The sequence below is a fragment of the Microthrixaceae bacterium genome (assembly GCA_023957975.1).
Classification (GTDB): Bacteria; Actinomycetota; Acidimicrobiia; order Acidimicrobiales; family Microtrichaceae; genus JAMLGM01.
The window spans coordinates 90354-114905 of record JAMLGM010000010.1; the positions used below are offsets into that span (position 1 = coordinate 90354).

A 24552-nucleotide genomic window follows, 5' to 3' on the forward strand; every position below is an offset into this window, starting at 1 on the left:
TGGCCCCGCCGGGGCTACCAGCGAGGCCACGACGCTCCGGGCGATCAGACGCGTTCGATGACGGTGGCCGAACCCATGCCGCCGGCGGCACACATGGCGACGGCGCCGAACTGGGCGTCGAGGCGGTCGAGTTCGTTGAGCATGGTGACGATCATGCGGGCACCGGTGCAGCCGATCGGGTGACCGAGCGAGCAGCCCGAACCGTTCTGGTTCACGATCGCCGGGTCGAGGCCGAGGCGCTTGGTGGCGGCGACGGCGACCGAGGCGAACGCCTCGTTGATCTCGACGGCCTGCAGGTCGGCAACGCTCAGGCCGGCCTTGGCGAGGGCCTTACGCATAGCGGGCTCGGGGGTGAGCCCGGTCTCCTCGGCGGCAAGCCCGACCGAAGCCCAGCCGCGGATGATGGCGCGGGGCTTGAGGCCATGCGCCTTGGCGAATTCGGGAGACACGAGCGTGAGCGCAGCGGCGGCGTCGTTGAGGCCCGAGGAGTTTCCGGCCGTGGTGGTCGCCCAGTCGTTCTGGGGATTCAGCACCGGCAGTGTCGCAAGCTTCTCGAGGCTCGAGTTGCGGCGGGGGTGCTCATCGGTCGTGAACTGCGAGCCGTCGGGCAGGGTCACCGGCACGATCTCATTGGCGAACCGGCCCTCGTCGATGGCGCGCACGGCGTTCATGTGGCTGTTGAACGCCCATTCGTCGGCCTGCTCGCGGGTCACCCCTGCGATGCGGGCGGCGTTGTCGCCGACCCCGAGTGCCGTGTTGAACGGCGGTGCGAGCTCGGTCGGCTCGTTGGCCGGGGACAGCCAGAACTCGCCCCCGCGGCTGGTGCCCGGAGCGGTCGTCATCGACTCGACACCGCCAGCGACACCGGCGTCGATCATGCCCGCGGTGATGTTGGCGGCGACCCACTGCACGCCGGCCATTCCAGAAGCACACCAGCGTTGGGTGGCGACGCCCGGGATGTTCGTGAGACCGGCACGGATCGCGGCGTTGCGGCCGATATTGCCCCCACCCTGGAACGACTCACCGAAGCCCATGTCTTCGAACTGGGAGGCGTCCACACCGGAACGCTCGACCGCTGCGGCAATCACGGTTTGGGCGAGTTCGAACGCATCGACCCCGCCGAGCGAGCCCTTGTAGGCGGTGGCGATCGGCGTGCGAACGCCGCTGACGATATAGACCTCGGATGCCATGACGGGAAACTCCTACGAGTGGACGGGTGACCTGACGCTTCGTCAGATCAGCAGTGCGTTCGATTGTGTCATGCGCCACGCAACGACGTGAAGCTGGGCTCGGCCTAGGATCGCCTCGCTCGTTCCTGCGCAATGCCGTACCGGGGCGGCCGGGGACGACCAGTGGCCAGCACTCGAAGGGTGATTGTCTCATCCGACATCGCCGAGTACGTCGTCGCGCACAGCACCGCTCGCGACGAGGTGCAGCGCGAGCTCGCACAGGTCACCGCCGAACGCACCGGCCGTGCTGCCGGCATGCAGATCGGCCACGACCAGGCCCTGTTCATGGAGATGCTCACCCGCGCCATCGGAGCCCGTCGGGCGATCGAGATCGGCACCTTCACTGGGTACTCGTCCCTCGCCATCGCCCGCGGTCTCGGTCCGGAGGGTCACCTGACCTGTTGTGACGTAAGCGAGGAGTGGACCTCGACGGCCCGCGAATTCTGGCGGCGAGCGGGGGTGGAGGACCGGATCGATCTACGCATCGCGCCCGCGCTCGAGACGATCGCGTCGTTCGGTGCGGAGGTGCGCTTCGACCTGGCGTTCATCGACGCCGACAAGGAGAACTACGCCGCGTACCTCGACGCGCTCGATCCCCATCTGCCCGCCGGGGCGATTGTGCTCATCGACAACACCTTGTGGTCGGGGGCGGTGCTCGACCCACCCAGCGACGATGCGTCCGCCCAAGCGCTCGCTGCGCTCAACGATGCGTTGGTCGACGGTGAGCGGTTCACCGTCGCGATGTTGACCATCGGCGACGGGGTGACGATGCTCCAGAAGCGCTGAGCGCTCGGTGGGTCATTCGTGCCAGGTGATGGTCGGGGCCTCGCGCACGCCGGCGCCCTCGGAACCGGTCGGGTAACCCAGGTAGATCGCCCCGGCGCAGAACGTGCCGGGCGGGAACCCGCAAAGCGCGAGCAGTTCGGGAGCGGTCGGGGTGGCGATCGTCGACCACAGCGTCGCGAGCCCGAGCGCATGCGCTCCGAGCAGCATGTTGTTGATCCCGGCCGATACCGAGTCGCGGTTTTCGCCGGTGGTGACCTCGTCGGGTCCTTCGATCGAACCGACGACGATGATGGTTGAAGCCCGGAAGTACTTGGTGCGGGTCTTCTTGATGGCGGCCTCGTGCGCCTCGAGTTTGACCAACACGTCGCCAATCGTGTCGCCGAGACGTTGGCGTGCAGCTCCGGTGAACACGGCAAAGCGCCACGGGTTGGTTCGCCGGTGATTGGGGGCCCAGGTCGCCAGTTCGCACAGGTCCTCGACGACCGCGCGGGGCACCTCGCGATCGGAATCGGTCTGTTTGGTCGTGCGACGGGTGCGCACCAGCGCTTGGAGATCGGTGAACTCGACGGACATGACCACCAGTTTGGCGCGTCCGGGGAGTCACCAACTTCGTTGTCAGGGGTCGCGTTTAGTATCAAACGCATGTTCGAGGGCTTCGACAGCGAACTGAATAACCTGGGTTCCGGGATCGACGATGTGGCGGTGTTGTTCGAGCTGCAACGCCGTTTGGATCTGCACATGATCGACGTGGTGGGCGAGTTGGATGCTGTTGGGATGACCGACATCGTCGAGGGCCTGTCCACCAAAGCGTGGGTGTCGAAGATGGCTCGTTGTTCGGGGGTGACCGCGGCGCGTCGGGTTTCGGTCGCTCGGGCGGTACGGCGCCGGTATCAGCCCGACGTGTTGGACCGGCTCCGTTCCGGTGTTGCGGGGTTCGATCATCTGGTGGTGATCGGACGGTGGTCGAACCCGCGGATCGAACCCACCTGGTCCGACAACGCCGGACCAATGCTGGATTTGGCGGAGCATTTGACGTTCGCGAAATGGGAAAAAGTCATCGCCGCGTTGGCACGACTCGTCGACACCGACGGCACCGAACCCGCCCCACCAGCAGAAGAATCCTGGCTCGACCTACGCGACATCCACGGCCCCGACGGTGTCATCGGTGTGGAGGTCGTCGGAGAGTTCTTCGGCGACTACGCCGAGGTCGTACGCCAGGCCATCAACGACGCCACCAACCGTCACCGCAAAGCTGTCCGCAACGACGCCGAACAGTTCGGCGGGTCACCGACAACATCAGAATCCCAGTTGCGGGCTAAAGCGTTGATGGACCTGTGCCGTTTCGGCACCCAGTTCACCCTGTCGGGTAACTACCGGCCAGGAACCGCAGAAGTCACCATCATCTTGCAGGCCGACGAACACGGCCAACCACGCGCGTATTCGCCTACAGGTGATCCACTCACCGCCGATGTGATCGAACGCATGATGTGTGACCCAGAACTGCGCGCTGTCCTGTTGGACTCGTTGGGCCAGCCGCTCGATGTTGGCCACTCCGTGCGGTTGGCGACCGACGCTCAACGCGCCGCACTCGCCGCGCGTGATGGGGGGTGTTGTTTCCCCGGCTGCGATGCACCGGTCCAACAAACCGAAGCCCACCATGTTCGCCATCACCGCAACGGCGGTGCCACCGCGGTGAACAACCTGGCGTGCCTGTGCCGACACCACCACGGCCTGGTGCACCGCATCGGATGGGCCATGCACATCACCACCGACGGATGGACCCTCTACACCCACCCTTGCGGGATCACGATCTGGGGGCAACAACACGGGGTACAACGCCAAGGCCCCCTCCCCGAAGAACTCGCGGCAGAACCCGAACCCCCGGCCCGGCCCAAAGTGAAAGTCCGCGGCGGGACCGTCGATTTGGGCGACGCTATCGCCACGATCCGGCGCCGTTACGACCGCATGACCGCCAACCCCGACACCCGCATGTACCGACCCCACGACGCCCGCAGGTCAGCCTCCAGCCGAGGCTCGGGCAGGAGCAGCCGAACCGGCGGAGCGACGAGGGCCAGGCGCCCCACAGCCGGGCAACTCTCACTCACCCCGACCAAACCACCCCAACCACCGATACGCCAATGAACCGGCGGCCCCGACGGCATCGGCGCACCGTCGGGAGGTCTTCGCCCTACGCTGAGTGCATGCACCTGACGACCGAGCCGTCGCGCCCAACCCCCGGTGGCGCCCAACTGCCGATCCTGCTGTTGTCGGGGCCGAACCTCAACCTGTTGGGAGCCCGCCAGCCCGAGATCTACGGCACGACCACCCTTGATGACCTGGTGGCGCTGGCCACTGATGAGGCTGCCGCCCTGGGGTTCGCTCTGGAGGCGTCGCAACACAACCATGAGGGTTCGATCGTCGAGGCGGTTCACGCGGCGCGCACCTCGACGTCGGGCATCATCATCAACCCCGGCGCCTTTACGCACTACAGCTACGCCCTTCACGACGCGCTCGCCGCCTATGACGGGCCGAAGGTGGAGTTGCATCTGTCGAATCCGTCAGCTCGCGACGAGTTCCGCAAGCTCAGCGTGGTCGCTGCGGTGGTGAACGGCACGATTGCCGGATTCGGCGCCGGCGGGTATCGGCTGGCGGTTCAAGCGCTCGTCGGATTGATCGGGTCGTCGCGGTGACGGTCTCGATCACCAATGCCGATGTCGATGCGTTGCAGGGAGCGGTGCTGGACGCTCCACTGCATCCCATGGACGTTGCGGGTCGGCTGGGTCGCCTTCGCGAACGGTTCCCCACAGCCGCCGCCGACGGGGGTCCGATCGACGCGCTCGTCGTGACGAACCTCACCAATGTCCGGTATCTCACCGGATTCACGGGGTCCGCCGCGATGCTCGTCGTGACGTCGGCTGACCCAACCGGTACAGCACCCGCCGCGGTGCTGATCACCGACGGTCGCTACCGCGACCAGGCGAGTGCCCAGGTCGAGGCATCGGGGGCTTCGGTGAGGGTGCACATCGTCGCCGACAAGCAGCTTTCGGCGGTGCGCGACGTGCTGGTCGCTGCCGGGGCGTCCAGGGTCGGCCTCGAGGCCGATGCGGTGAGCTGGTCGACACAGCGGTCGATCGTCGAGATCTTCGCCGAAACAGGTCACGCTCCCGAGGGTTCGGGCCTCGATGCGGTCGCCACGACGGGGGTCGTCGAGGAACTCCGTATCACGAAGGATCTCGGGGAGCTCGACCGCATGTTGCGAGCAGCGGCCATCGCAGACCAGGCCCTCGCCAACGTGATCGGCCTACTTGCCGGCACGGCACAGAACGGCACGGCACAGAACGGCACGGCACAGAACGGCACGGCACAGAACGGCACGGCACAGGCACAGGTCCAGGGCTCAGTGGCCGGGGAGCTGACCGAGGCGGCCTTCGGCCTGGCCCTCGACACCGAGATTCGTCGCCTCGGGGCCTCCGCCAACAGCTTCGAAACGATCGTCGCCTCGGGCCCGAACGGTGCGCTGCCGCACGCCCGTCCGACCGATCGGGTCATCCGCCGCGGCGATCTCTTGGTGTTGGATTTCGGTGCTGTGGTCGACGGCTACTGCTCCGACATGACCCGCACCTTGGGCATCGGCGCACCGGGCGACCTCAGCGACCGTCTGGTGGCGATGTGGAACGCGGTCCTCGAGTCCCAAGCGGCCGGGGTCGCCGCCGTCGGCCCGGGGGTCGAGTCGAAGAGGGTCGATGCAACCTGTCGAGAGGTGTTGGAACGCCACGAACTTCTCGAGTACTTCACCCACTCCACCGGCCACGGCGTCGGGCTCGACATCCACGAGGCTCCGCGGGTCTCCAAGCCGTCGACTGCTACGCTCGCGCCCGGTTTTGTCGTCACCGTCGAGCCCGGGGTGTACCTGTCCCCACACGGTGGCGTCCGGATCGAGGACACCGTCGTGGTGACCGAGGACGGATGCCGGCCGTTGACGTCGTCGCCGAAAACGCTCTTCGTGGCCTGACCGTCTCGGGCCGATCACCCGATCACCCGATCACCCGATCACCCGATCGACCGCTATTTCAATCCAGAAACGACCCTCCGACGAGGAACCACCATGGCTCAGATCTCCACCGCCGACTTCAAGAACGGCATCACCCTCGAATTGCCCGAAGGGCTTGTGCAACTCGTCGAGTTCCAACACGTCAAGCCCGGCAAGGGCGGCGCCTTCGTGCGCACAACCCTCAAGAACGTGCGTACCGGAGCGGTGATCGACCGCACCTTCCGCGCCGGCGAGAAGATGGAACGGGCGTTCATCGAAAAGAAGGAGATGCAGTACCTCTACAACGACGGCAGCGACTTCGTGTTCATGGATTCGAACACCTATGAGCAGCTGTCGGTGGCTCCGGCGGCTCTCGGTGACGCGAAGAACTACCTGCTCGAGAACATGACGGCGCAGATCCAGATGTTCGGCGACGAGATCATTGGTGTCGAGTTGCCGGCCTCGGTCGACCTGCCCATCTCCGAGACCGAGCCGGGCCTGCAGGGCGACCGCAGCTCGGCGGGCCGCAAACCGGCGACGCTCGTGACCGGACTCGTGGTGCAGGTTCCGCTCTTCATCGGCCCCGACGACGTCATCCGTGTCGACACCCGAACGGGCGAGTACATCACCCGAGCCAACGGCTGACCGTGGCCAATTCGTATTCACCGGGATTCGTCCCATCAGAGCCGGGTCGCCACGAGGCACGCGAGCGAGCGGTGGCGCTCGGCTACGAAGCCGAACAACGCGACCTCGATGCGGCCGGCATCCTCGACGATCAGATCCTCGACCCCGACCCCTACACCGTCGCACTGGTGGCGGGGGTCGGCGAACACCTCGAAGAGATCGACACCACGATCGAACGCTTCGCCCGAGGTTGGACCCTCGAGCGCATGGCGGCCATGGACCGTGCGGTGCTGCGGGTCGCGATTTTCGAACTCGCCCACCGTGAAGACATCCCGACCCCGGTGGTGATCGACGAGGCGGTCGAACTGGCGAAGCGCTACGGCACCGACGATTCGAGCCGATTCGTCAACGGCGTGCTCGACAGCGCCGCGAACGCGTTGCGTTCGACGGGCTCCTGAACGTCCCGTAACCTCGGCGTCGACACCGTTAACGGGGGTCCGGAGAGGCCTCCACGGAGTGCCTTCGGGCGAGGAGTGTGCGAATGGCCGACCGCGAGCGTCGCGGAGCCCCGCCATACGGCGCTGAGTTCCAGGCGAGAACCGTTGTGATGGATTCCGACGACATCGGTCGTGCGATTCGTCGCATGGCACATGAGATCGTCGAACGGAACCACGGCCTCGACGCCGTGGCCCTCGTCGGCCTCCAGACCGGGGGAGTGCCGCTCGCGGAGGCGATCGCCGCCGACCTCAGCGAGATCGAATCGGTCACCGTCGAGGTCGGCCGGCTCGACGTCGCGTTCTATCGAGACGACATCGGGCTGCGGCCGGTGTTGACCGAGGAGGTCACCGACATCGCCTTCGACGTCGACAACCGCGTGATCGTGCTCGTCGACGACGTGTTGTTCACCGGCCGCACCATTCGCGCCGCGCTCGACGCATTGAGTTCCTATGGCCGCCCGAGGTCGGTGCAACTCGCCGTGATGGTCGACCGCGGCCACCGCGAACTGCCGATTCGCCCCGACTATGTGGGCAAGAACCTGCCGACGAGGCGTGACGAGATGGTCAACGTGTCGGCCTTGGGGGTCGAACTCGGCGAAATGGTGCGCAAATGAGGCACCTGCTGAGTATCGATGACCTGACCCGCGGCGACATCGAGGGGCTGCTCGACCTCACCGACCGGTTCGTCGAAGTGGCCCACCGCGCGGTCCCCAAGGTCCCGGCCCTTCGCGGGCGCACGGTCGTGTCGCTGTTCTTCGAGGACTCCACCCGAACCCGGTTGAGCTTCGAGACGGCGGCCAAACGCCTCTCGGCCGACGTCATGAGTTTCTCGGTGTCGACCTCGTCGGTGAAGAAGGGGGAGTCGCTGCGCGACACGGTGGAGACGATCACCGCGTTTGGCGTCGATGCCATCATCATCCGCCACCGCAGCTCGGGCGCGCCGCTGCAGATCACCCGATGGACCGACGCGCAGGTGCTCAACGCCGGCGACGGATGGCACCAGCACCCGACCCAGGCGCTGCTCGACAGCTACACGATCCGGCAGCGTTTCGGTTCGCTCGACGGTCTTCGCATCGGCATCATCGGCGACATCCAGCATTCGCGTGTCGCCCGCTCCGATGTCGACGCGTTCACCAAGCTGGGCGCCGAGGTGGTGCTGGTGGCCCCACCGACGCTGTTGCCGCCCTCGCTGGAAGGTTGGCCGGTGACGGTGACCCACGACCTCGACGCGGTGTTGCCCACCCTCGATGTGTGTTACCTGTTGCGCATGCAACGCGAGCGGATGGACCAGGCGCTGGTCCCGTCGCTGCGCGAATACTCCCAACGTTGGGGGCTGACTCCCGAGCGTGCGGACCGGCTCGGCGATCAGGCGATCATCATGCACCCGGGCCCGATGAATCGCGGGGTCGAGATTTCGCCGGAGGCCGCCGACCGCCCGAACGCCGTCATCACCGAACAGGTGGCCAACGGCGTCGCAGTGCGGCAGGCGGCCTTGTTCAAGCTGTTGGGAACGAGCACGCAACTCGATGCCCTCGGAGCCTCGGAAGGAACCCCCAAACCATGACCACCGACTACGTCATCAAAGGCGGCCGCATCGTGGACGAGACCGGCGAGTACTTCGCCGACGTCGTGGTGCGCGACGGCGAGATCGTGGGGGTCGGCCCCGACCTGACGGCTTCGCGCACGATCGACGCCGCCGGCTGTGTGGTCGCCCCCGGCCTCGTCGATCTTCACACCCACCTGCGTGAGCCGGGCAAGGAGGAGGCCGAGACCGTCGAGTCGGGGTCGCGCGCCGCGGCGCTCGGCGGTTACAGCGCGGTGCTGGCAATGCCGAACACGACCCCCGCGATCGACTGCGCCTCGGTGGTGCGCGACGTTCAGGAACTGGCGCGCCGGGCGCTCGTCCGGGTCGAGGTCTCGGGCGCGATTACGGTCGGGCGAGCGGGGGAGACGCTTGCGCCGATGGGGGAGATGGCGGATCTCGGGGTGAAGATCTTCACCGACGACGGCACGGGGGTGCAGGACATCGCGCTGATGCGCCGCGCGCTCGAGTACGCGAAGGCCCTCGACGTCACGCTCGCCCAGCATTGCGAGGTTTCGGAGCTTTCCGCCGGGACGGTGATGCATGAGGGGGCCTGGTCGTCACGCCTCGGCCTGCCGGGCCAGCCGGCTGAAGCCGAGGAACTCATGGTGATGCGCGACATCGCGCTCGCCCGCCTCACCGGCGCACGGGTGCATTTCCTGCACCTGTCGACCGCCGGTTCGGTGGCGATGGTGCAGGCCGCCAAGGCCTCGGGCCTGCCGATCACCGCCGAGGCCGCACCGCACCATTTCACGCTCACCGACGAGTGCTGCGCGACCTACGACGCGCTCTACAAGGTCCACCCGCCGCTGCGAACCGACCACGACGTCGCCGCGGTGAAGGTGGGGCTCGCGGACGGAACGATCGACGCCATCGCCACCGATCACGCTCCTCATTCCCCCCACGAGAAGGAACGGCCCTTCGACGAGGCCCCTCCCGGCATGTTGGGCCTCGAGTACGCGCTCGCGCTGGCGATCACCGAGTTGGGGATGGACCTGCGCGAGGTCTTGGCCAGGTTGTCGTGGCAGCCCGCCCGCATCGCCGGGATCGCGGATCGCCACGGCGGACCGATCGCCTCCGGGCGGCCGGCCAACCTGTTCGTGTTCAACCCCGAGGAAGACTGGACGATCGACGACAGCGGCGGCGCCAGTCGTTCGCGCAACGTGCCCTATGTCGGACGTCGGGTCCGGGGTCGCGTCCGCCACACGATCCTCGAGGGCGAGCCGGTGGTGCTCGACGGCGAGGCTCAGCGCTGAAGCCGCTGGCGCTGGCCCGTGGCGCTGGCCCGTAGCCGCCGGCGGCCTCGCTTCATCGAAGGGCACGCTTGCTAGAGTAAACAGCCGTTCAACTGAGGTGAACGCGGCCGCGTGGCGAATCCCCAGCACCGGCCGCTCATCGCCGAACGATTCCCTCACCACCGGAGTACTTCATGTTGGCTCGTCTTGGTTCCTGGTGCTTTCGCAACCGGTGGCAGACCGTGTTCGCCTGGGTCGGAGCGCTCGTCGCGCTCGGCGCGATCGTCTCCGCGTTGGGCGGGGCGCGGTATCTCGAGTCCTTCGAACTCCCAGACTCGGACTCGAGCCGCGGCATCGATGTGCTCGGGTCGGAGTTCGGCGAACTGATGGGGGGCTTCGAGTCCTCGATCGTCGTGCGAAGCAACAGCCCGGTGACGAGTTCAGTCGTGCAGGTCCCGCTTGAGAAGCTCTTCGAGCGCGTCGCGAAGCTGGACGGCGTCGCCGTGTCCTCCCCGTTCGAACCGGGCAACCAGGACTTCCAGATCTCCGAGGACGGCCGCACCGCGTTTGCTCGGTTGACGGTGAATGGCGATTTTGATTTCACCGCCCTGGCGACCCTCGGCACCCAGATCCGCGACGAGTTCCCGAAGATCAAGGGCACACAGATCTACCTGGCGGGCGAGATGTTCGCCGAGTTCGAACCGCCGAAATCCGAGTTGATCGGCCTTGCGTTCGCCATCGTGGTGTTGATCTTCGCCTTCGGATCGGTGCTGGCGATGGGACTGCCGATCGCCATTGCGGTCGCCGGCGTCGGTGTCGGAGCGGTAGTCGTGATGTTGGCGTCACGACTCATCGACGTCCCCGATCTCGCCACCACCATCGGTGCGATGATCGGGCTTGGCGTGGGCATCGACTACGCGCTGTTCATCGTCACCAGGTATCGAGAGCAACTCCACGCCGGTCACGAGGGTGAAGAGGCCTGTTCGATCGCGATCGACACCTCGGGCCGTGCGGTGATCTTCGCCGGCATCACTGTGGTGATCTCACTGCTGGGCATGTTGGCGATCGGGCTGTCGTTCATCGGTGGGATGGGGATCGCTGCGGCGCTCACGGTGGCGGTGACGATGGTCGCCTCGGTGACCCTGTTGCCGGCGCTGCTGGGATTCGCCGGTCATCGGGTAGAGCTGACGCGGTGGCGCGGGCTGATCGCCGCAGGGTTCGTGGCGCTCGGCCTGCTCGGCGTCGGCCTGAACTTCACTCCGATGGTGGCGGCATTCGGCGTCGCGGTCGCCATCCTGGTCGCCGGGTTCTTTGTTGCGCCGCTGCGTGCGGAGGTTCGCCAGCGTCGCCCCAAGCCCGCTGAACAGACCCTTGCGTACAAGTGGAGTCACCTCATCCAGCGTCATCCGTGGAGTGCGATGCTCGCCGGGGTGGCGGTGTTGCTGGTGGTCGCATCGCCAGTGCTGTCGTTGCGCCTCGGATCCGCGGATGCGGGCAACGCTCCCGAGGACACCGACGCCCGGCGGGCCTATGACCTGCTGTCGGAGGGTTTCGGGCCGGGGTTCAACGGTCCGCTGATCGTGACGGTCCGCGGGGTCAACATGATCGCCGCCGGCGGAATCGGGGGGCTGCTCGAGGGCACCGACGGCGTCGCCCAGGTGGTTGGTCCGATCCCGTCGAATCTGCAGGACCTCCAGGCCTCGGGGTTGATGGAGTTCATGTCAGGCGGTGCGGCGGGCGGCGATCCGACGTCGGGCGGCCTATTGCCGAGCGACCCCGAAGAACTGTTGGCCTTCGACCTCTCAACGCTGACGTCATCAGAGTTCGCCCCGCTGCTTCCCGACAATGTCGAGGAGTTGCTGAGCCCGTCGGCGTTGATGTTCCAGGTGTTTCCCACGACCTCGCCACAGGATGAAGCGACGGTCGCGTTGATCGAGCGCATCCGCGATGAGGTCGTTGGAGAGGTCGGTGGCGTGGTCGACGGTGCGGAGCTGCACGTCACCGGCAACACTGCGATCAACGTCGATTTCACGACCTACCTGTCCGAGCGCATGGTGATGTTCTTCAGCATCGTGTTGGCGCTGTCATTCCTGCTGTTGATGATGGTCTTCCGCTCGATTCTCGTGCCGATCAAGGCGGTCATCATGAACCTGTTGTCGATCGGCGCTGCCTACGGCGTCGTGGTGGCGGTGTTCCAGTGGGGATGGGGTTCTAGCCTGTTCGGTGTCTCGCCAGCGCCTATCGAACCGTTCATTCCGGTGATGATGTTCGCCATCGTTTTCGGGTTGTCGATGGACTACGAGGTATTCCTCCTGTCGCGAATCAAAGAGGAATACGACCGCTCCGGCGACTCACGTAACTCGGTGGCCGACGGTCTGGCGGCGACGGCCCGGGTGATCACCGCCGCGGCGGCGATCATGGTGGTGGTGTTCGGTTCGTTTCTGTTCGAGGATGAGCGGGTCGTCAAGAGCTTCGGTGTGGGGCTGGCCGTTGCGGTGTTTCTCGACGCGACCCTGGTGCGGATGTTGCTGGTTCCGGCGACGATGGAACTGCTCGGTGACAAGAACTGGTGGTTCCCCCGCTGGCTCGATCGGATCCTGCCGCGGCTCAATGTTGAGGGCCCGGCCCACGACCTTGACGTGACCCACGACGCCTGAGCCCCTGCCCGGCCCAGCCTCGCGCCCGGCCCAGCCGGTTCTCCGATAACCAGTGGTCGTGATCACGACCACTGGTTATCGGAGAACCGGCGGTTGCGGGCGGTTGCGGGTAGTCAGTCGCCCCAGCGGAACATGCGCGCGGCGATGAGTCCGAAGACCGCGGCGAACCCGAGCAGCGCAACCATCGGTCCCAACGCGGCCGAGGGGCCCTGTCCCCGCACCATCACGTCGAGCATGCCGCGGTTGAGTTGGCCGAGGGGCAGGAACTTCGAGATCGTCACCATCCAAGACGGCGCCCCGTCGAGGGGGAGAAATGAGCCGGACAAGAAGGCCATCGGCAACACGATCACGTTGGCCAATCCCGACGCTGCCTCCGCCGTCGATGCGATCGCTCCGGCGATCATGCCGATGGCCGAGAATGCGAGAGTTGCACACAAGATGAGCGGGATGGTCATGTACCAGCTTCCAGTGAGCGAGAGGTCGAACATCGCCATGCCGACCCCGACGAACACCACCATCTGCAGCATCGCCGCGACGATCGACACCAACAGGCGGGACGCGATGATGGCCTCGGTCGATACCGGAGCGAGGCGAATGCGGCGCAACAACTTGGAGGTGCGCCAGGTGACAAACGGCATCGCAGCGCCGAAGGTCGCACCCATCGCGACCGCCCAGCCCAGCAGTCCGGGGGTCATGACCTGGATGGCGCTGAGCGCGGCGTCCTCCACGGTTTCGATGCTCAACGTGTAGGCGGGTTCGACGCCGGCCACGGCGAGATTGGTGCCGTCGATGAACGCCGACATGGCGCCGCGAACCTGCGCCGCACTGGTCTGATCGGCCTGGGAGTAGAAGAGGTGAATCGTCGTTGCGTCCTGACGTACCGCAGCGTCGAAGTCACCGTTGCGGACCTGTTCGATCGCATCCTCCTCGTCGTCGAACCTGGTGACCTCGAAGAGCTGATCGAAGGCCTCTTTGGCGTCGGTGGGAAGATGACCAAAGAGCGCGACGTCGCCGATCTGCGCCAGGGTGCTCTTGGAACTCGATGCGTCCCGGAAGATCGAGCCGAACAGCACGAGAAACATCAGCGGGAATGCGAGCATCCAGAACCAGTTCTGCTTGTCGCGCCAGTAGCCGTGCCACTGTGCCCGAGTCAGCGCGATGAACGCCGTCATGGCCGGTACTCCCTTCCGGTGAGGGTCAAGAACACGTCCTCGAGGGTGGCCCCGCGAATCCGGAGCCCGGCGAGCGCATCGAGCCCGGCGAGTGCGGTGAGCACCGGCGCCGGATCCTTGGTCGTGATGATCAACGTGTCGTCGTCGATCGCGGTCGACTCGACCCCGTCCATCGACGCGACGGTGCCCGGCTCGATGGCGTCGCGCTCGATGTGAATTCGGTACGGGGCGTCGAGCGCGGCGATCAGCGAACTGGGGGAGTCGTTGGCGAGAACGCTGCCTCGGTCGATGACGGCGATGGTGTCGCAGAGCCGCTCGGCCTCGTCCATGTAGTGGGTCGTGAGTACAACCGTGCGCCCGTCGTCGTTGATCTTTGACAGAAGGTCCCAGAGATTGCGCCGCGACTGCGGATCGAGGCCGGTGGTGGGCTCGTCGAGGAAGACGACCTGTGGGTCATGGACGAGCGCGCAGGCGATGGACAGCCGCCGCGCCTGCCCGCCCGAGAGGTCTTCGGTGCGCGTGTCGGCCTTGTCGGTGAGACCCACCAGTTCAAGCATCTCGGCGACCCGTCGATGCGGGGTTCCATAGAGATCGGCGAAGATCGTCAATTGTTCGGTGACGCTGAGCCGTTCGAAGAATGCCGAGGACTGAAACTGCACGCCGATCTGGGGCAGGAGCTGCCGATTGCGCGGCCACGTGTCGAGCCCAAGCACCTTGGCGGTGCCAGCATCGGGCTCTCGAATGCCCTCGATGATCTCCAACAGGGTCGTCTTGCCGGCGCCGTTGGGGCCGATCACGCCGAAAAACGAGCCCTCCTCAATGTCGAGGGTGATGTCGTTGACCGCGGTGACGTCGCCGTAGCGCTTGAGCAGCCCTCGGGTCTCGATGATGTTGGCCATCTGCCGAGGTTACGCCGCTCACCCCGCCTGTTCTCCGATAACCAGTGGTCGTGATCACGACCACTGGTTATCGGAGAACAGGCGGGGGGGTGTGGGGTGTCAGCCCTTGCGGCGGCCGAACCAGGACCGCGACGTTGTCGCGGCGCTTGAGGCGTTGGACGCGCATTGGCATCGGTCGGCCGGGGCGACATCGCCGAGGACCTGTTCGACGTGACGTCCGCATCCGGCGAAGGTGGGCTTATGGCAGGTGGGGCATTGAACTCGTTGGCACATACCCCCCAGGGTATACGAAAATCAACCGATTGCAAGTCATCGCGCGGAGAGCGCTTGGGCTACGGTCGGGGCTGAGTGGACCGCCGAAGAGAATCGCCGCAGGGGGTGGCGATCGATCGGTTCGCCGAGGGGAGTCCATGTGCGCGCAGCGGTCATGAACGGGCAACGGATCTCAGTCGAGGCCGTGGACGACCCGACTCCAGGTCCGGGCCAGGTGGTCATCGCCCCCGAAGCGACCGGAATCTGTGGTAGCGACCTGCACCTGCGCGAGGCCTATGCCTCCTTCGCCCAGGCGGGCCTCGAGGTCGAGCCGATCATCCCCGGCCACGAGTTCGCCGGGCGCATCGTCGCCCTCGGATCCGACGTCGACGCTCCTGGAGGCGGAACCGGAACCGGAACCGGAACCGGCGACCAGGCACTGCGGGTCGGCGACTTCGTCACCGCCATTCCCTTCACCCACGGTCCCGATGGCCCGGAGGGGATCGGCCTGTCGCCGCGTTTCGGCGGCGGGCTGGCCGAGTTCGTCCTCGCCGACGCCACATCCACCTTCGTGCTCCCGGAGTCGATTCACCCCGATCGGGCGGGCGCCGTCGGGGCGCTGGCCGAACCCCTGGCCGTCGGACTTCGGGCGCTGTCGAAGGCGGCGCCGCAAGGTCCGATCGTCGTCGTCGGCACCGGGCCGATCGGATTGATGGTGATCGCGGCGGCGGTCCTGCAAGGGCGCGGTCCGGTGATCGCCGTCGACCCGTCCGAACAACGTCGCGACGTCGCCCGCCGCGTCGGGGCCCACTCGGCTCATGCTCCCGGAGCGTCGCTGGTCGAGTTGCTGGACACCGTCGGATATCGGCCGAGCACCATGTCGCCGTTGCTGCGCGAGGATCCCGAGCCGGCCACGATCGTGGAATGCGTCGGCAGGCCGGAGGTCATCGAGACGCTGCTGGCCCAAGCCCCGGCCCACAGCCGAGTGGTCCTCGCCGGGGCCTGCATTCACTCACTCGAGATGCCCGTGTTGCAGCTCACCCTGGCCGAGGTCGCGGTCGAGACGAGCTTCGCCTACCGCCCCGCCGACTTCGTCGCCTCGGCGCAGCTGCTGGGAACCCACCCGGAGGTTTTCTCGTCGATGATCACCGCACAGCTCCCGTTGGCGGAGACCGAACACGCCTTTGCGCTCCTGGAGAACGAACCCGAACAGGTGAAGATTCTCATCAACCCGAGCGCCTGAACCCGGAACCAGAACCTGAACCCGAAACCCGGAACCCGAAACCCGGAACCTGCGAGGAACCCCATGTCCGAATCCGCCACACCTGCATCTGTCCCCATGACCTTCCCCGACCGCTTCGCCGGAAAGGTCGCGCTCGTCACCGGAGGCGCGTCCGGAATTGGACGAGCCACGGTTCAGCGATTCGTCGCCGAGGGCGCCCGCGTGGTCGTCGGCGACCTCGCCGACGATGCGCTCGCGGCGGTGAGCGACGAGTTCGGCGAGGCCGTTCGAACGCAGCGGTGCGACGTCACGAACGAGGACGACGTCGCCGCGCTCGTCGCGCTGGCCCGGACCGAGTTCGGCGGGCTCGACGTCGTGTGCGCGAATGCCGGAACCGGCGGATTCGGGCTGATCACCGACATGGACCTCGACGAGTGGAACCGGGTGGTCGACGTCAACCTCACCGGACCGTTCCTCACGATCAAACACGCAGCGCGGGCGATGAACGACGGTGGAGCGATCGTCATCACCGCCAGCCTCAACGCGGTGCAGCCAGCCGCCGGCATGTCGCCGTACTGCGCCTCGAAGGCGGGCGTGGCGATGCTGGCCCGGGTGGCGGCGATGGAGCTTGGCCCGCGGCGAATCCGCGTGAACGCGATCGCACCGGGTCTGGTGAGCACCGGCCTCACCGCTCCGCTGATGAGCATCGACGCCGTGCGCGACGGATACGTCGAGAACACACCGGTCGGCCGCTACGCAGACCCCCGCGAGATCGCCGGGCTCATCGGATATCTTGCCTCGGACGAGGCCTCATTCGTGTCGGGCGCTCTGCATCTCATCGACGGGGGAGCCAACACGATGCGCTACCCCGACCTCGTGGGTGCGTTGAACTCGCTCGAAGTTTGACTCCGAAAGGTCGGGAGGATCCCCGTGGTTGAGCACCAGCACCTCATCGTGTCGAACGGCGACATCGACATCGCCGTCGACCTTGCGACGAGCGGCGAGATCGCGAGTCGTGGCACGGTCGTGTGTGTCGCCGGGTGGCCGGAACTCGGCCGTTCGTGGCGTCATCAGCAGCGTCATCTCGTCGAACGGGGGTACCGGGTCGCGACGGTCGACGTGCGGGGGTACGGCGCCAGCTCTGCGCCGCCCGAGGTGGAGCGGTACACCCTGCGCGAGCTGTCGGGGGACATCGCTGCGGTCGCCGAGGCGGTCTCGGACGATCCTGTCGTCGTGCTGTGTCACGACTGGGGTGCACCGATCGGCTACCACACCGCCATTCGTCATCCGGATAGCGTCGCCGCAGTCACCGGGCTGAGCGTGCCGCACATGGCGCCGAACGGCTCGTCGCCGATCGAGATGCTCGATCTGTTGTACGCCGATCGGTTCTTCTACATGCTCTACTTCGCTCGTCCGGGGGTGGCCGAGGCCGACTTCGGACGCGACCTGCGAGGCTCGCTCAAGCGGTGTTACTGGGCGCTGTCGGGCGAGGCCCCGGCTGGTGCGTGGACCCCCGATGCGCCACGTGACGCGTCGCTGCTCGACCTGTTGCCGCCGTGCCCGGACGGGCCGCTCTCGTTCCTGCCCGACGATGAACTCGACGCGCTTGTCTCGGCCTTCGAGCGCACTGGCATGACCGGAGCGTTCAACCGCTACCGCGCCTCGGCGCTCGACGCTGCGGCCGATCTCGACATCGTCGGCGCCCGGGTGAAACAGCCGAGCTGTTTCATCGCCGGTGCGCTCGATCCCGTGCGCAACATGGTGCCCGGCGTCGACCTGTATTCCGAGGCCGGGGCCGATTGCTCCGAGTTTCGGGGCACCACCCTCATTCCGGGCGCTGGGCATTGGGTGCACCAGGAGGCGATCGCGGCCACCAACGCCGCCATCGACGCGTTCGTCGATTCCCTGTAGGGGATCGCTGACGGCCGTACGCGCCCAGGCCCAGGCCCAGGCGGCTACTTCGCGGCGTTCGCCCGGATGATGTTGAGTGCCGAGCCGGCCTTGAACCACTCGATGTGTTCGGGGCTCATCGTCTGGTTCGCCTGGAAGCTCAGCGTGGTGCCGTCGGGCTTCGTGAGCACGAGGTCGACCGGCCTGCCGGGAGCGAGGTCGGCCAGACCGACGATGGAGATGCGGTCGTCCTCGCCGATCTGGTCATAGACGGTCGGATCCGCGAAGGTCAGCGGCAACACGCCCTGCTTCTTGAGGTTGGCCTCGTGGATGCGAGCGAAGCTGCGCACCAGGATCGCCTTGGCGCCGCGGAATCGCGGCTCCATCGCGGCGTGTTCGCGCGACGAGCCCTCACCCCAGTTCTCGTCGCCCACCGCGATCCACGGCTGGCCGGCCTCGTGGTAGTGCTTGGCGATGTCGGGGAACGACCGGGTCGAGCCGTCGAGCTGATCCTTGCCCTCGCCGACCGCACCGGTGAAGGCGTTGACCGCTCCGAGGAACAGGTTGCCCGAGATGTTTTCGAGGTGGCCGCGGTACTTGAGCCACGGACCGGCCATCGAGATGTGGTCGGTGGTGCACTTACCCTTGGCCTTCAGCAGGATCGGCAGGTCGTCGAAGTCCTTGCCGTCCCAGGCAGCGAAGGGCTCGAGGAGTTGCAGGCGATCCGAGGTCGGCGACACCTTGACCTCCAGGCCGCTCGCATCCTCGGGCGGGGCGATGAAGGTGTTCTCACCCGGGGTGAAGCCGGCTTCGGGGAGCTCCTGGCCGACCGGCACCGACAGCTTCACCTGTTCGCCGGCGTCGTTGGTGAGCGTGTCGTTGATGGGGTCGAAGTCGACCGATCCGGCGAGCGCGAGGGCGACCACGGTTTCGGGAGACGTCACGAATGCGAGCGTGTTGGCCGAGCCGTCGTTGCGCTTCGGGAAGTTGCGGTTGTAGGAGGTGACGATCGTGTTCGGCTCGCTGGTCACCGACTCGGGACGGCTCCACTGGCCGATGCACGGACCGCAGGCGTTGGCCAGCACCGTCGCCCCGGCTGCCTCGAAGGTGCCGAGCAGGCCGTCGCGTTCGATCGTGGCGCGCACCTGTTCCGAGCCGGGGGTGATGAGCAGCGGCGTCTTGACCTTCAGGCCGTTCGCCGCGGCCTCCCTGAGGATGGAAGCGGCACGGGTGATGTCCTCATAGGACGAGTTCGTGCACGACCCGACGAGTGCCGAGCTGATCTCGAGTGGCCAGCCGTTCAGCTTCGCCTCGCTGCCGAGGTCTTTGACCTCCCGGGCAAGGTCCGGGGTGTGCGGGCCGTTGATGTGGGGCTGCAGGGTCGACAGGTCGATCTCGATGACCTGGTCGTAGTACTCGGCCGGGTTGGCCAATACGGAGTCGTCGGCCCGGAGGTGTTCGGCGACCGCATCGGCGGCGGTGGCGATCGCCCCCCGGCCGGTCGAGGCGAGGTAGCGGCCCATCGCTGCGTCGTAGCCGAACAGCGAGGTGGTGGCGCCGATCTCCGCGCCCATGTTGCAAATGGTGGCCTTGCCGGTGCAGCTGATGCTGTTCGCCCCTTCGCCGAAGTACTCGACGATGGCGCCGGTGCCCCCCTTCACGGTGAGGATCTCGGCGACCTTCAAGATGATGTCCTTCGGCGCCGACCAGCCGTTGAGGCTGCCGGTGAGGTGGACGCCGATCAGCTTGGGCCAGCGGATGTTGAACGGGAACCCGGTCATGACATCGACGGCGTCGGCCCCGCCCACACCGATGGCGATCATGCCGAGGCCGCCGGCGTTGGGGGTGTGGGAGTCGGTGCCGACCATCATGGCGCCGGGGAAGGCGTACTGTTCGAGCACGACCTGGTGGATGATGCCCGAACCGGGTCCCCAGAAGCCGATTCCATACTTGGCGGACACCGACTCGAGGAAGTCGTAGACCTCGCGGTTGCCGGTTTCGGCGGCGAGCAGGTCGACCTTGGCTCCCTCCTTGGCCTGGATGAGGTGGTCGCAGTGCACCGTGGAGGGCACGGCGACCTGCGGGAGGCCGGCGGTCATGAACTGCAGCAGCGCCATCTGGGCGGTGGCGTCCTGCATCGCCACGCGGTCGGGGCGTAGATCGTTGTAGGAGACGCCGCGTTCGGGTTCGGCGGTGTCGCTGGGGTCGAGGTGGTTGAAGAGAATCTTTTCGGCGAGGGTCAGGTCGCGTCCGAGACGCTCGCGGGCGGCGCTCAGGCGCTGCTCGAGTGTTGCATAGACGCTGTTGACGAGCTCAATGGGGGTGGTCGCTGAGACAGCCATGTGCGCTCCTAGGTGTTGGGGTGTGTTCGTGATCTGGACGGTACCCGTTGGGCGGGTCGACCGGGTTTCGGAATCGGCTCGGCGCCGGTACCGTGTCTCCACTAGATACAAGTAGAGTACAAGTGTCGACCGCAAGTATACAAGTACCAGACAAGTGGGGTCGGAGCGCATGGACCTGCCGAACGAGGTGGACGTCACGGCCAGCAGCCCGAAACGTCGGATCCGCTATCAATCGATCGCCGAGGACGTGCGACGTCGAATCGTCGATGGCGAATTGCAGCCGGGAGTGTTGTTGCCCTCCGAATCGGAGCTCTCGGGTCGATATTCGGTGAGTCGGGTGACGGTTCGTCGGGCGCTCGAGGCGCTGCGGGGCGATGGCCTCATCGATTCGCGCCAGGGGTTCGGATGGTTCGTGGCGACCGACCCGCTCCGCCAGGAGTTGCGCGAGTTGGGCACGATGGAATCGCAGCTCCGTGCCGTTGGCATGTCGAGTGAACGTCGGATCCTGTCGTTCTCCTTCGTCACCGCGCCGCCGGCGGTCGCTCAGACCCTGCGGGATGACGAGGTGCTCGAGGTGCGCCGACTCAACCTGGCGGACGGCCAACCGTTCGCCGTGGTCACGGTGTGGTGCCCGGCCCGCCTCGGAGCGCAGCTGTCACGCTCCGATGTCGAACGGTCGAGCTTCCTGGAACAGCTCCCCGTCGAGATCGGTGGGGCGAGCCAGACGATCGGCGCCCGCGCCGCAACCGAGGAGACGGCCAAGCTGCTCGACATCCCGGTCGGGTCGCCGTTGCTCGTCGCGGACCGGGTGACGCGTTCCGCCGACGGCGCGGCGGTGCTGATCAGCCGTCACGAGTTCGCCGCGCACCGCACCGAGTTCGTGGTGGAGTTGCCCGCCGCGGTCGCCAGCGGGTTGGGCCCCGCGGGTCTTCGGGTCGTGGAGTAGCGGCGGGCGAGCTGGCGGGCCGGCGGGCGGGGTGACCGGTGCTCGGCTGCGGGCGGGACGGTGCTCGACCGGGTTCAGAGGTGGCCGGAGACGCTGCTGAATCCAGCGGGGAGGGTTTCTCCGAGTGCGGCAACCCCGGCGACGCACACGATGGCGATCAACGCCAGCAGCAGTGCGTATTCGACGAGGTTGGCGCCGCGTTCGGATCGAGACGCTGCCAGGCCGTGGGAGGAACCATCGGTCGAGTCCAGCGCTTCGGTCGTGTTGTCGATGAGCTCCTGGGGTTCCATGACCTGGGTATCGGAGCGTGGCCGTCAGCGCTGAAGCCCGATGAGGCAAGCAGGGTCGAACGTCTTACCGCGAAACGCCGCCCGGCCCACCTCGGCCGTCGCAAACCGCTTCGTTCGCCCCAAAACGCCGTTCTCCGATAACCAGTGGTCGTGATCACGACCACTGGTTATCGGAGAACAGGCGGGGGCAGCTGGGTCAGTGCAGCTGGGGGAGAACCGCCGGGTCAGTGCAGCTCGACGATGCCCATCCGCACCGCCTGCAGGACCGCCTGGGTGCGGTCGCGGGCGTCGAGCTTCTGATAGATCGACGCCAGGTGGTTCTTCACCGTCTTTTGGCTGATGTAGAGCCGCTCGGCGACCTCGGGGGTCGAGCAACCATCGGCGATGAGTTGCAGCACCTCTTCCTCACGCTTGGTGACGGTGCGTTCCTCCTCGGTGCGGGCCTTGTCGTCGAGGCGGCGCACCTCGTCCAGCATCGTCTTGGCCAACTGGGGTGACAGCACGGTCTCGCCGCCAGCGGCCATGCGCACCGCCTCGGCGATTTCGCTGGTCGAGCAGTCCTTGATGAGATAGCCGCTAGCTCCGGCTCGGATGGCGTTGGTCAGCACTTCCTTATCGGCATGCATGGTCAACATGACGACCCGGGCGTCGCTGCCGTGGGTTTTCATCTGGCGGCACGCCTCGACCCCGTCGCAGTTAGGCATCGAGACGTCCATCAAGATGACGTCGGGGACCAGCTGCTCGGCGAGGGCGACGGCCTCCACGCCGTCCTTGGCCTCGCCGACGACGTCGAAACCCTCGTCGATCATCGACCGACGTAGCCCTTCGCGCAGCATCTTGTGGTCGTCGGCGAGCATCAGACGGATCGGGTTCATGTTTGAACTCCTGGGGTTGAACGATCGAAGGATCGGGTTGGGACGGCGGACGGGTTGGTGATCGGATCGAGGACACAGGTGATGGATGTGCCGTGGCCGGGGGTGCTCTGGATTTCGAGTGCGGCGCCGATCGACGAGGCGCGTTCTCTCATTCCGAGCATTCCGTAACTATCCAGTCGGCCGGAACGCCCGATTTGAAAGCCAATTCCGTCATCTGCGACGCGAAGTACCGCTCGTCCGGCCAGATTTCGCCACGTGATGACCACCCTTGTGGCGTTTGCGTGTCGTTCGACGTTGGTCAGCGCCTCTTGCGCGATGCGCCACATCTCGCGTTCCTGAAGCAGTGGAAGACGGCTGGTGGAGTCGACATCGACTTCGATGATCAGGTCGCTGCGTTCCTCGACTCGGCGGGCGTATTGCTCGAGTGTGTCTTCGATCGGCACGGTCTCGGTGACGTCGGTGCGTAGGTCATAGAGGGTGTCGCGCACCTCGCGCACGACGCCGCGCAGGTCCTCGCGCAGGCGAACGAGTTCGCCGCCCACGTCATCGCCCTGCGAGCTGCGGTTGATGACCCGGTCGAGTTCGAAGGCCAGATACGCGAGGGACTGGCCGATGCGGTCGTGCAGGTCGCGTGCGATGCGGGTTCGTTCCTCGTCCGCTCCGACCGTTCGAATTCGCGCGAACCACTGGGCGTTGTCGAGGGCCATCGCCAACGCCGGCACCACGCCGGACAAGACGTTGGCGCAGCGCAGGTCGAACGCGTCGGGCCGACGGTGTTCGACGGCGATCAGTCCGATGGTCGTGCCGCGGGCGACGAGCGCCGAGTAGAGGCCCGATGCGGACCGTTCGACCAGCCCGTCTCCGTCGATCGCTCCGAGACGGGCGAGGCGCACGACGCCGGCGGTGGTGATCGCCTGTCGAAGCCCGGGGGGCAACTCGTCGGAACCGAGCCGATCGGGGAGGTGGCATCCCTCCTGGCGGATGACGTTCCAGTCGCCGGCGGTCTCGTCGAACAAGACGATGGCCACCGAGTCGAACTCGAACAACTCGCGCAACTGCGTCACGGTGGACACCACGACGTCGTGCATGTCGAGCGATGACGGAAGCGTCTGGGTGACCTTGTGGAGCGAGTAGAGCAGCGTGTTCGCATCGGCCAGGCGACTGAGGCGGTCGAAGGCCAGGTCGCGTTCGCGGTCCGCCTGTCCGGAGAGTTTTCGTCCGAAGCCCGCGACGAGGGCGATCAGGAGCACCAGGGTGGTCCACGTGCCGGACAGCGTGAGCGCTTCGGTGTGGTTTTCCTCGACCAGGATCGTGGGGACTCCGACGATGATGGCCAGTCCGGCCGCGGCGCGAAGCGCGTAGCCGAATCCGCCCGCGAAGCCACTGATCACGATGATCGGCAGGAGGCTGAACACGAACGGACTCGTCCAGAATCCGGTCGCCGCCACGACGCTGGTCAACACCAGGGACTCGAGGAGCAGTTGGCGATCGATCGCCGACGGGGAACCATCTCGAACGGGACGGATCGCCCGGTAGGTCGAATAGCCAGCGACGACCACGGTGCCGACGACGGTGGCCAGGTCGCCGTCGATGAGCGTCGTGGCGGCCAACAGCAGCCCGATTGCGACGGTCGAGAGGCGTACCGCGGCGATCATCGGGTTGAAGACGCTCAACCGGTCATGGCTGCTGGTGGTGGCGGTGACGTCGGGGCCGGGGTCTCCGGGTGGCGCCGGCGGGGCGGAGAACGGACCGTCAGGAACCGCTCCGGCGTCGGTGTTCGTGGTGTGTCCGAGTGCCGTGTGTCCGAGTGCCGTGTGTTCGAGCGCCGTGTGTTCGAGTGCGTCATCGGCCGGAGTCCCCGAGGGCGACGGATCACGCTGCCCCGCCGTGGGCCCGACGGCGCTCGGGCTCAGCACGGCCGTCGCCGATGCGACGTCGGAGAACCTGGGGGAAATTGCCCGCTTCATCGCTGGTTCTATCGGCAGCTTCGGGCAGAACATGAGTCGTGTGACTCACCGGGGGGT

22 protein-coding genes are annotated in these 24552 nt (G+C 66.6%); 14 read left to right on the forward strand and 8 right to left on the reverse strand.

Annotation, left to right across the window (positions count from 1 at the left end; all coding sequences use genetic code 11):
- Positions 1-44 precede the first annotated feature (44 nt).
- Positions 45-1190, reverse strand: a complete 1146-nt coding sequence (locus tag M9952_14055; GenBank protein ID MCO5314045.1) for a thiolase family protein — start codon at positions 1188-1190, stop codon at positions 45-47.
- A gap of 180 nt (positions 1191-1370) precedes the next feature.
- Here M9952_14055 and M9952_14060 point away from each other — a divergent pair, with 180 nt between their 5' ends.
- Positions 1371-2015 (forward strand): class I SAM-dependent methyltransferase, encoded by a 645-nt coding sequence (locus tag M9952_14060; GenBank protein MCO5314046.1) that lies wholly within the window; start codon positions 1371-1373, stop codon positions 2013-2015.
- Between the two features lie 12 nt (positions 2016-2027).
- On the opposite strand, the gene M9952_14065 is transcribed toward M9952_14060, so the two are convergent.
- Positions 2028-2588, reverse strand: coding sequence for a nitroreductase (locus M9952_14065; GenBank protein ID MCO5314047.1), 561 nt, complete (start codon positions 2586-2588; stop codon positions 2028-2030).
- 69 nt (positions 2589-2657) lie between these two features.
- Here M9952_14065 and M9952_14070 point away from each other — a divergent pair, with 69 nt between their 5' ends.
- The 9 genes from M9952_14070 to M9952_14110 all read left to right on the forward strand — a co-directional run bounded on the left by M9952_14070 (position 2658) and on the right by M9952_14110 (position 12640).
- Positions 2658-4157: an HNH endonuclease gene (locus M9952_14070; protein ID MCO5314048.1), complete on the forward strand. Its 1500-nt coding sequence runs from the start codon at positions 2658-2660 to the stop codon at positions 4155-4157.
- Positions 4158-4216: 59 nt separating this feature from the next.
- Positions 4217-4705, forward strand: coding sequence for a 3-dehydroquinate dehydratase (locus M9952_14075; GenBank protein MCO5314049.1), 489 nt, complete (start codon positions 4217-4219; stop codon positions 4703-4705).
- The gene (locus tag M9952_14080) at positions 4702-6027 is read left to right on the forward strand and encodes a M24 family metallopeptidase (GenBank protein ID MCO5314050.1); all 1326 of its coding nucleotides are present in this window, start codon (positions 4702-4704) and stop codon (positions 6025-6027) included. Before M9952_14075 ends, M9952_14080 begins: the two co-directional genes overlap by 4 nt.
- 93 nt (positions 6028-6120) lie before the next feature.
- Positions 6121-6690: an elongation factor P gene (gene efp / locus M9952_14085; GenBank protein MCO5314051.1), complete on the forward strand. Its 570-nt coding sequence runs from the start codon at positions 6121-6123 to the stop codon at positions 6688-6690.
- Positions 6691-6692: 2 nt separating this feature from the next.
- Positions 6693-7127 (forward strand): transcription antitermination factor NusB, encoded by a 435-nt coding sequence (nusB, locus tag M9952_14090; GenBank protein ID MCO5314052.1) that lies wholly within the window; start codon positions 6693-6695, stop codon positions 7125-7127.
- A gap of 83 nt (positions 7128-7210) precedes the next feature.
- A complete protein-coding gene (pyrR, locus tag M9952_14095; protein MCO5314053.1) occupies positions 7211-7780 on the forward strand; it encodes a bifunctional pyr operon transcriptional regulator/uracil phosphoribosyltransferase PyrR in 570 nt (189 codons plus the stop codon).
- A complete protein-coding gene (locus M9952_14100) occupies positions 7777-8730 on the forward strand; it encodes an aspartate carbamoyltransferase catalytic subunit (GenBank protein ID MCO5314054.1) in 954 nt (317 codons plus the stop codon). Before pyrR ends, M9952_14100 begins: the two co-directional genes overlap by 4 nt.
- On the forward strand, positions 8727-10004 hold the full coding sequence (locus M9952_14105; GenBank protein ID MCO5314055.1) for a dihydroorotase: 1278 nt from the start codon (positions 8727-8729) through the stop codon (positions 10002-10004). Before M9952_14100 ends, M9952_14105 begins: the two co-directional genes overlap by 4 nt.
- Before the next feature lie 173 nt (positions 10005-10177).
- The gene (locus M9952_14110; protein ID MCO5314056.1) at positions 10178-12640 is read left to right on the forward strand and encodes an MMPL family transporter; all 2463 of its coding nucleotides are present in this window, start codon (positions 10178-10180) and stop codon (positions 12638-12640) included.
- 113 nt (positions 12641-12753) lie between these two features.
- On the opposite strand, the gene M9952_14115 is transcribed toward M9952_14110, so the two are convergent.
- Positions 12754-13812, reverse strand: coding sequence for an ABC transporter permease (locus M9952_14115; GenBank protein ID MCO5314057.1), 1059 nt, complete (start codon positions 13810-13812; stop codon positions 12754-12756).
- Complete coding sequence (locus tag M9952_14120; GenBank protein MCO5314058.1) at positions 13809-14711, reverse strand: ABC transporter ATP-binding protein; 903 nt, start codon at positions 14709-14711, stop codon at positions 13809-13811. The genes M9952_14115 and M9952_14120 overlap by 4 nt, the downstream gene beginning before the upstream one ends.
- Positions 14712-15123: 412 nt before the next feature.
- On the opposite strand from M9952_14120, the gene M9952_14125 reads away from it, so the two are divergent.
- The 3 genes from M9952_14125 to M9952_14135 all read left to right on the forward strand — a co-directional run bounded on the left by M9952_14125 (position 15124) and on the right by M9952_14135 (position 18096).
- On the forward strand, positions 15124-16206 hold the full coding sequence (locus tag M9952_14125; GenBank protein ID MCO5314059.1) for a zinc-binding dehydrogenase: 1083 nt from the start codon (positions 15124-15126) through the stop codon (positions 16204-16206).
- 63 nt (positions 16207-16269) lie between these two features.
- Positions 16270-17091 (forward strand): SDR family oxidoreductase, encoded by an 822-nt coding sequence (locus M9952_14130; GenBank protein MCO5314060.1) that lies wholly within the window; start codon positions 16270-16272, stop codon positions 17089-17091.
- Between the two features lie 24 nt (positions 17092-17115).
- On the forward strand, positions 17116-18096 hold the full coding sequence (locus M9952_14135) for an alpha/beta fold hydrolase (GenBank protein MCO5314061.1): 981 nt from the start codon (positions 17116-17118) through the stop codon (positions 18094-18096).
- Between the two features lie 44 nt (positions 18097-18140).
- On the opposite strand, the gene M9952_14140 is transcribed toward M9952_14135, so the two are convergent.
- Positions 18141-20417 (reverse strand): aconitate hydratase, encoded by a 2277-nt coding sequence (locus tag M9952_14140; protein MCO5314062.1) that lies wholly within the window; start codon positions 20415-20417, stop codon positions 18141-18143.
- A gap of 169 nt (positions 20418-20586) precedes the next feature.
- On the opposite strand from M9952_14140, the gene M9952_14145 reads away from it, so the two are divergent.
- On the forward strand, positions 20587-21363 hold the full coding sequence (locus tag M9952_14145; protein MCO5314063.1) for a GntR family transcriptional regulator: 777 nt from the start codon (positions 20587-20589) through the stop codon (positions 21361-21363).
- A 74-nt stretch (positions 21364-21437) separates the two neighbouring features.
- Here M9952_14145 and M9952_14150 read toward each other — a convergent pair whose 3' ends face one another.
- The 3 genes from M9952_14150 to M9952_14160 all read right to left on the reverse strand — a co-directional run bounded on the left by M9952_14150 (position 21438) and on the right by M9952_14160 (position 24495).
- Positions 21438-21653, reverse strand: coding sequence for a Flp family type IVb pilin (locus tag M9952_14150; GenBank protein MCO5314064.1), 216 nt, complete (start codon positions 21651-21653; stop codon positions 21438-21440).
- A gap of 224 nt (positions 21654-21877) precedes the next feature.
- Positions 21878-22528: a response regulator transcription factor gene (locus M9952_14155; GenBank protein MCO5314065.1), complete on the reverse strand. Its 651-nt coding sequence runs from the start codon at positions 22526-22528 to the stop codon at positions 21878-21880.
- Complete coding sequence (locus M9952_14160) at positions 22525-24495, reverse strand: GAF domain-containing sensor histidine kinase (protein ID MCO5314066.1); 1971 nt, start codon at positions 24493-24495, stop codon at positions 22525-22527. Before M9952_14160 ends, M9952_14155 begins: the two co-directional genes overlap by 4 nt.
- Positions 24496-24552 lie beyond the last annotated feature (57 nt).

Coding starts and splice junctions, on each gene's coding strand:
- M9952_14055 (MCO5314045.1), bottom strand. CDS start 1,190: ATGGCATCCGAGGTCTATATCGTCAGCGGCGTTCGCACGCCGATCGCC.
- M9952_14065 (MCO5314047.1), bottom strand. CDS start 2,588: ATGTCCGTCGAGTTCACCGATCTCCAAGCGCTGGTGCGCACCCGTCGC.
- M9952_14070 (MCO5314048.1), top strand. CDS start 2,658: ATGTTCGAGGGCTTCGACAGCGAACTGAATAACCTGGGTTCCGGGATC.
- M9952_14075 (MCO5314049.1), top strand. CDS start 4,217: ATGCACCTGACGACCGAGCCGTCGCGCCCAACCCCCGGTGGCGCCCAA.
- efp (MCO5314051.1), top strand. CDS start 6,121: ATGGCTCAGATCTCCACCGCCGACTTCAAGAACGGCATCACCCTCGAA.
- pyrR (MCO5314053.1), top strand. CDS start 7,211: ATGGCCGACCGCGAGCGTCGCGGAGCCCCGCCATACGGCGCTGAGTTC.
- M9952_14100 (MCO5314054.1), top strand. CDS start 7,777: ATGAGGCACCTGCTGAGTATCGATGACCTGACCCGCGGCGACATCGAG.
- M9952_14105 (MCO5314055.1), top strand. CDS start 8,727: ATGACCACCGACTACGTCATCAAAGGCGGCCGCATCGTGGACGAGACC.
- M9952_14110 (MCO5314056.1), top strand. CDS start 10,178: ATGTTGGCTCGTCTTGGTTCCTGGTGCTTTCGCAACCGGTGGCAGACC.
- M9952_14115 (MCO5314057.1), bottom strand. CDS start 13,812: ATGACGGCGTTCATCGCGCTGACTCGGGCACAGTGGCACGGCTACTGG.
- M9952_14120 (MCO5314058.1), bottom strand. CDS start 14,711: ATGGCCAACATCATCGAGACCCGAGGGCTGCTCAAGCGCTACGGCGAC.
- M9952_14130 (MCO5314060.1), top strand. CDS start 16,270: ATGTCCGAATCCGCCACACCTGCATCTGTCCCCATGACCTTCCCCGAC.
- M9952_14140 (MCO5314062.1), bottom strand. CDS start 20,417: ATGGCTGTCTCAGCGACCACCCCCATTGAGCTCGTCAACAGCGTCTAT.
- M9952_14145 (MCO5314063.1), top strand. CDS start 20,587: ATGGACCTGCCGAACGAGGTGGACGTCACGGCCAGCAGCCCGAAACGT.
- M9952_14150 (MCO5314064.1), bottom strand. CDS start 21,653: ATGGAACCCCAGGAGCTCATCGACAACACGACCGAAGCGCTGGACTCG.
- M9952_14155 (MCO5314065.1), bottom strand. CDS start 22,528: ATGAACCCGATCCGTCTGATGCTCGCCGACGACCACAAGATGCTGCGC.
- M9952_14160 (MCO5314066.1), bottom strand. CDS start 24,495: ATGAAGCGGGCAATTTCCCCCAGGTTCTCCGACGTCGCATCGGCGACG.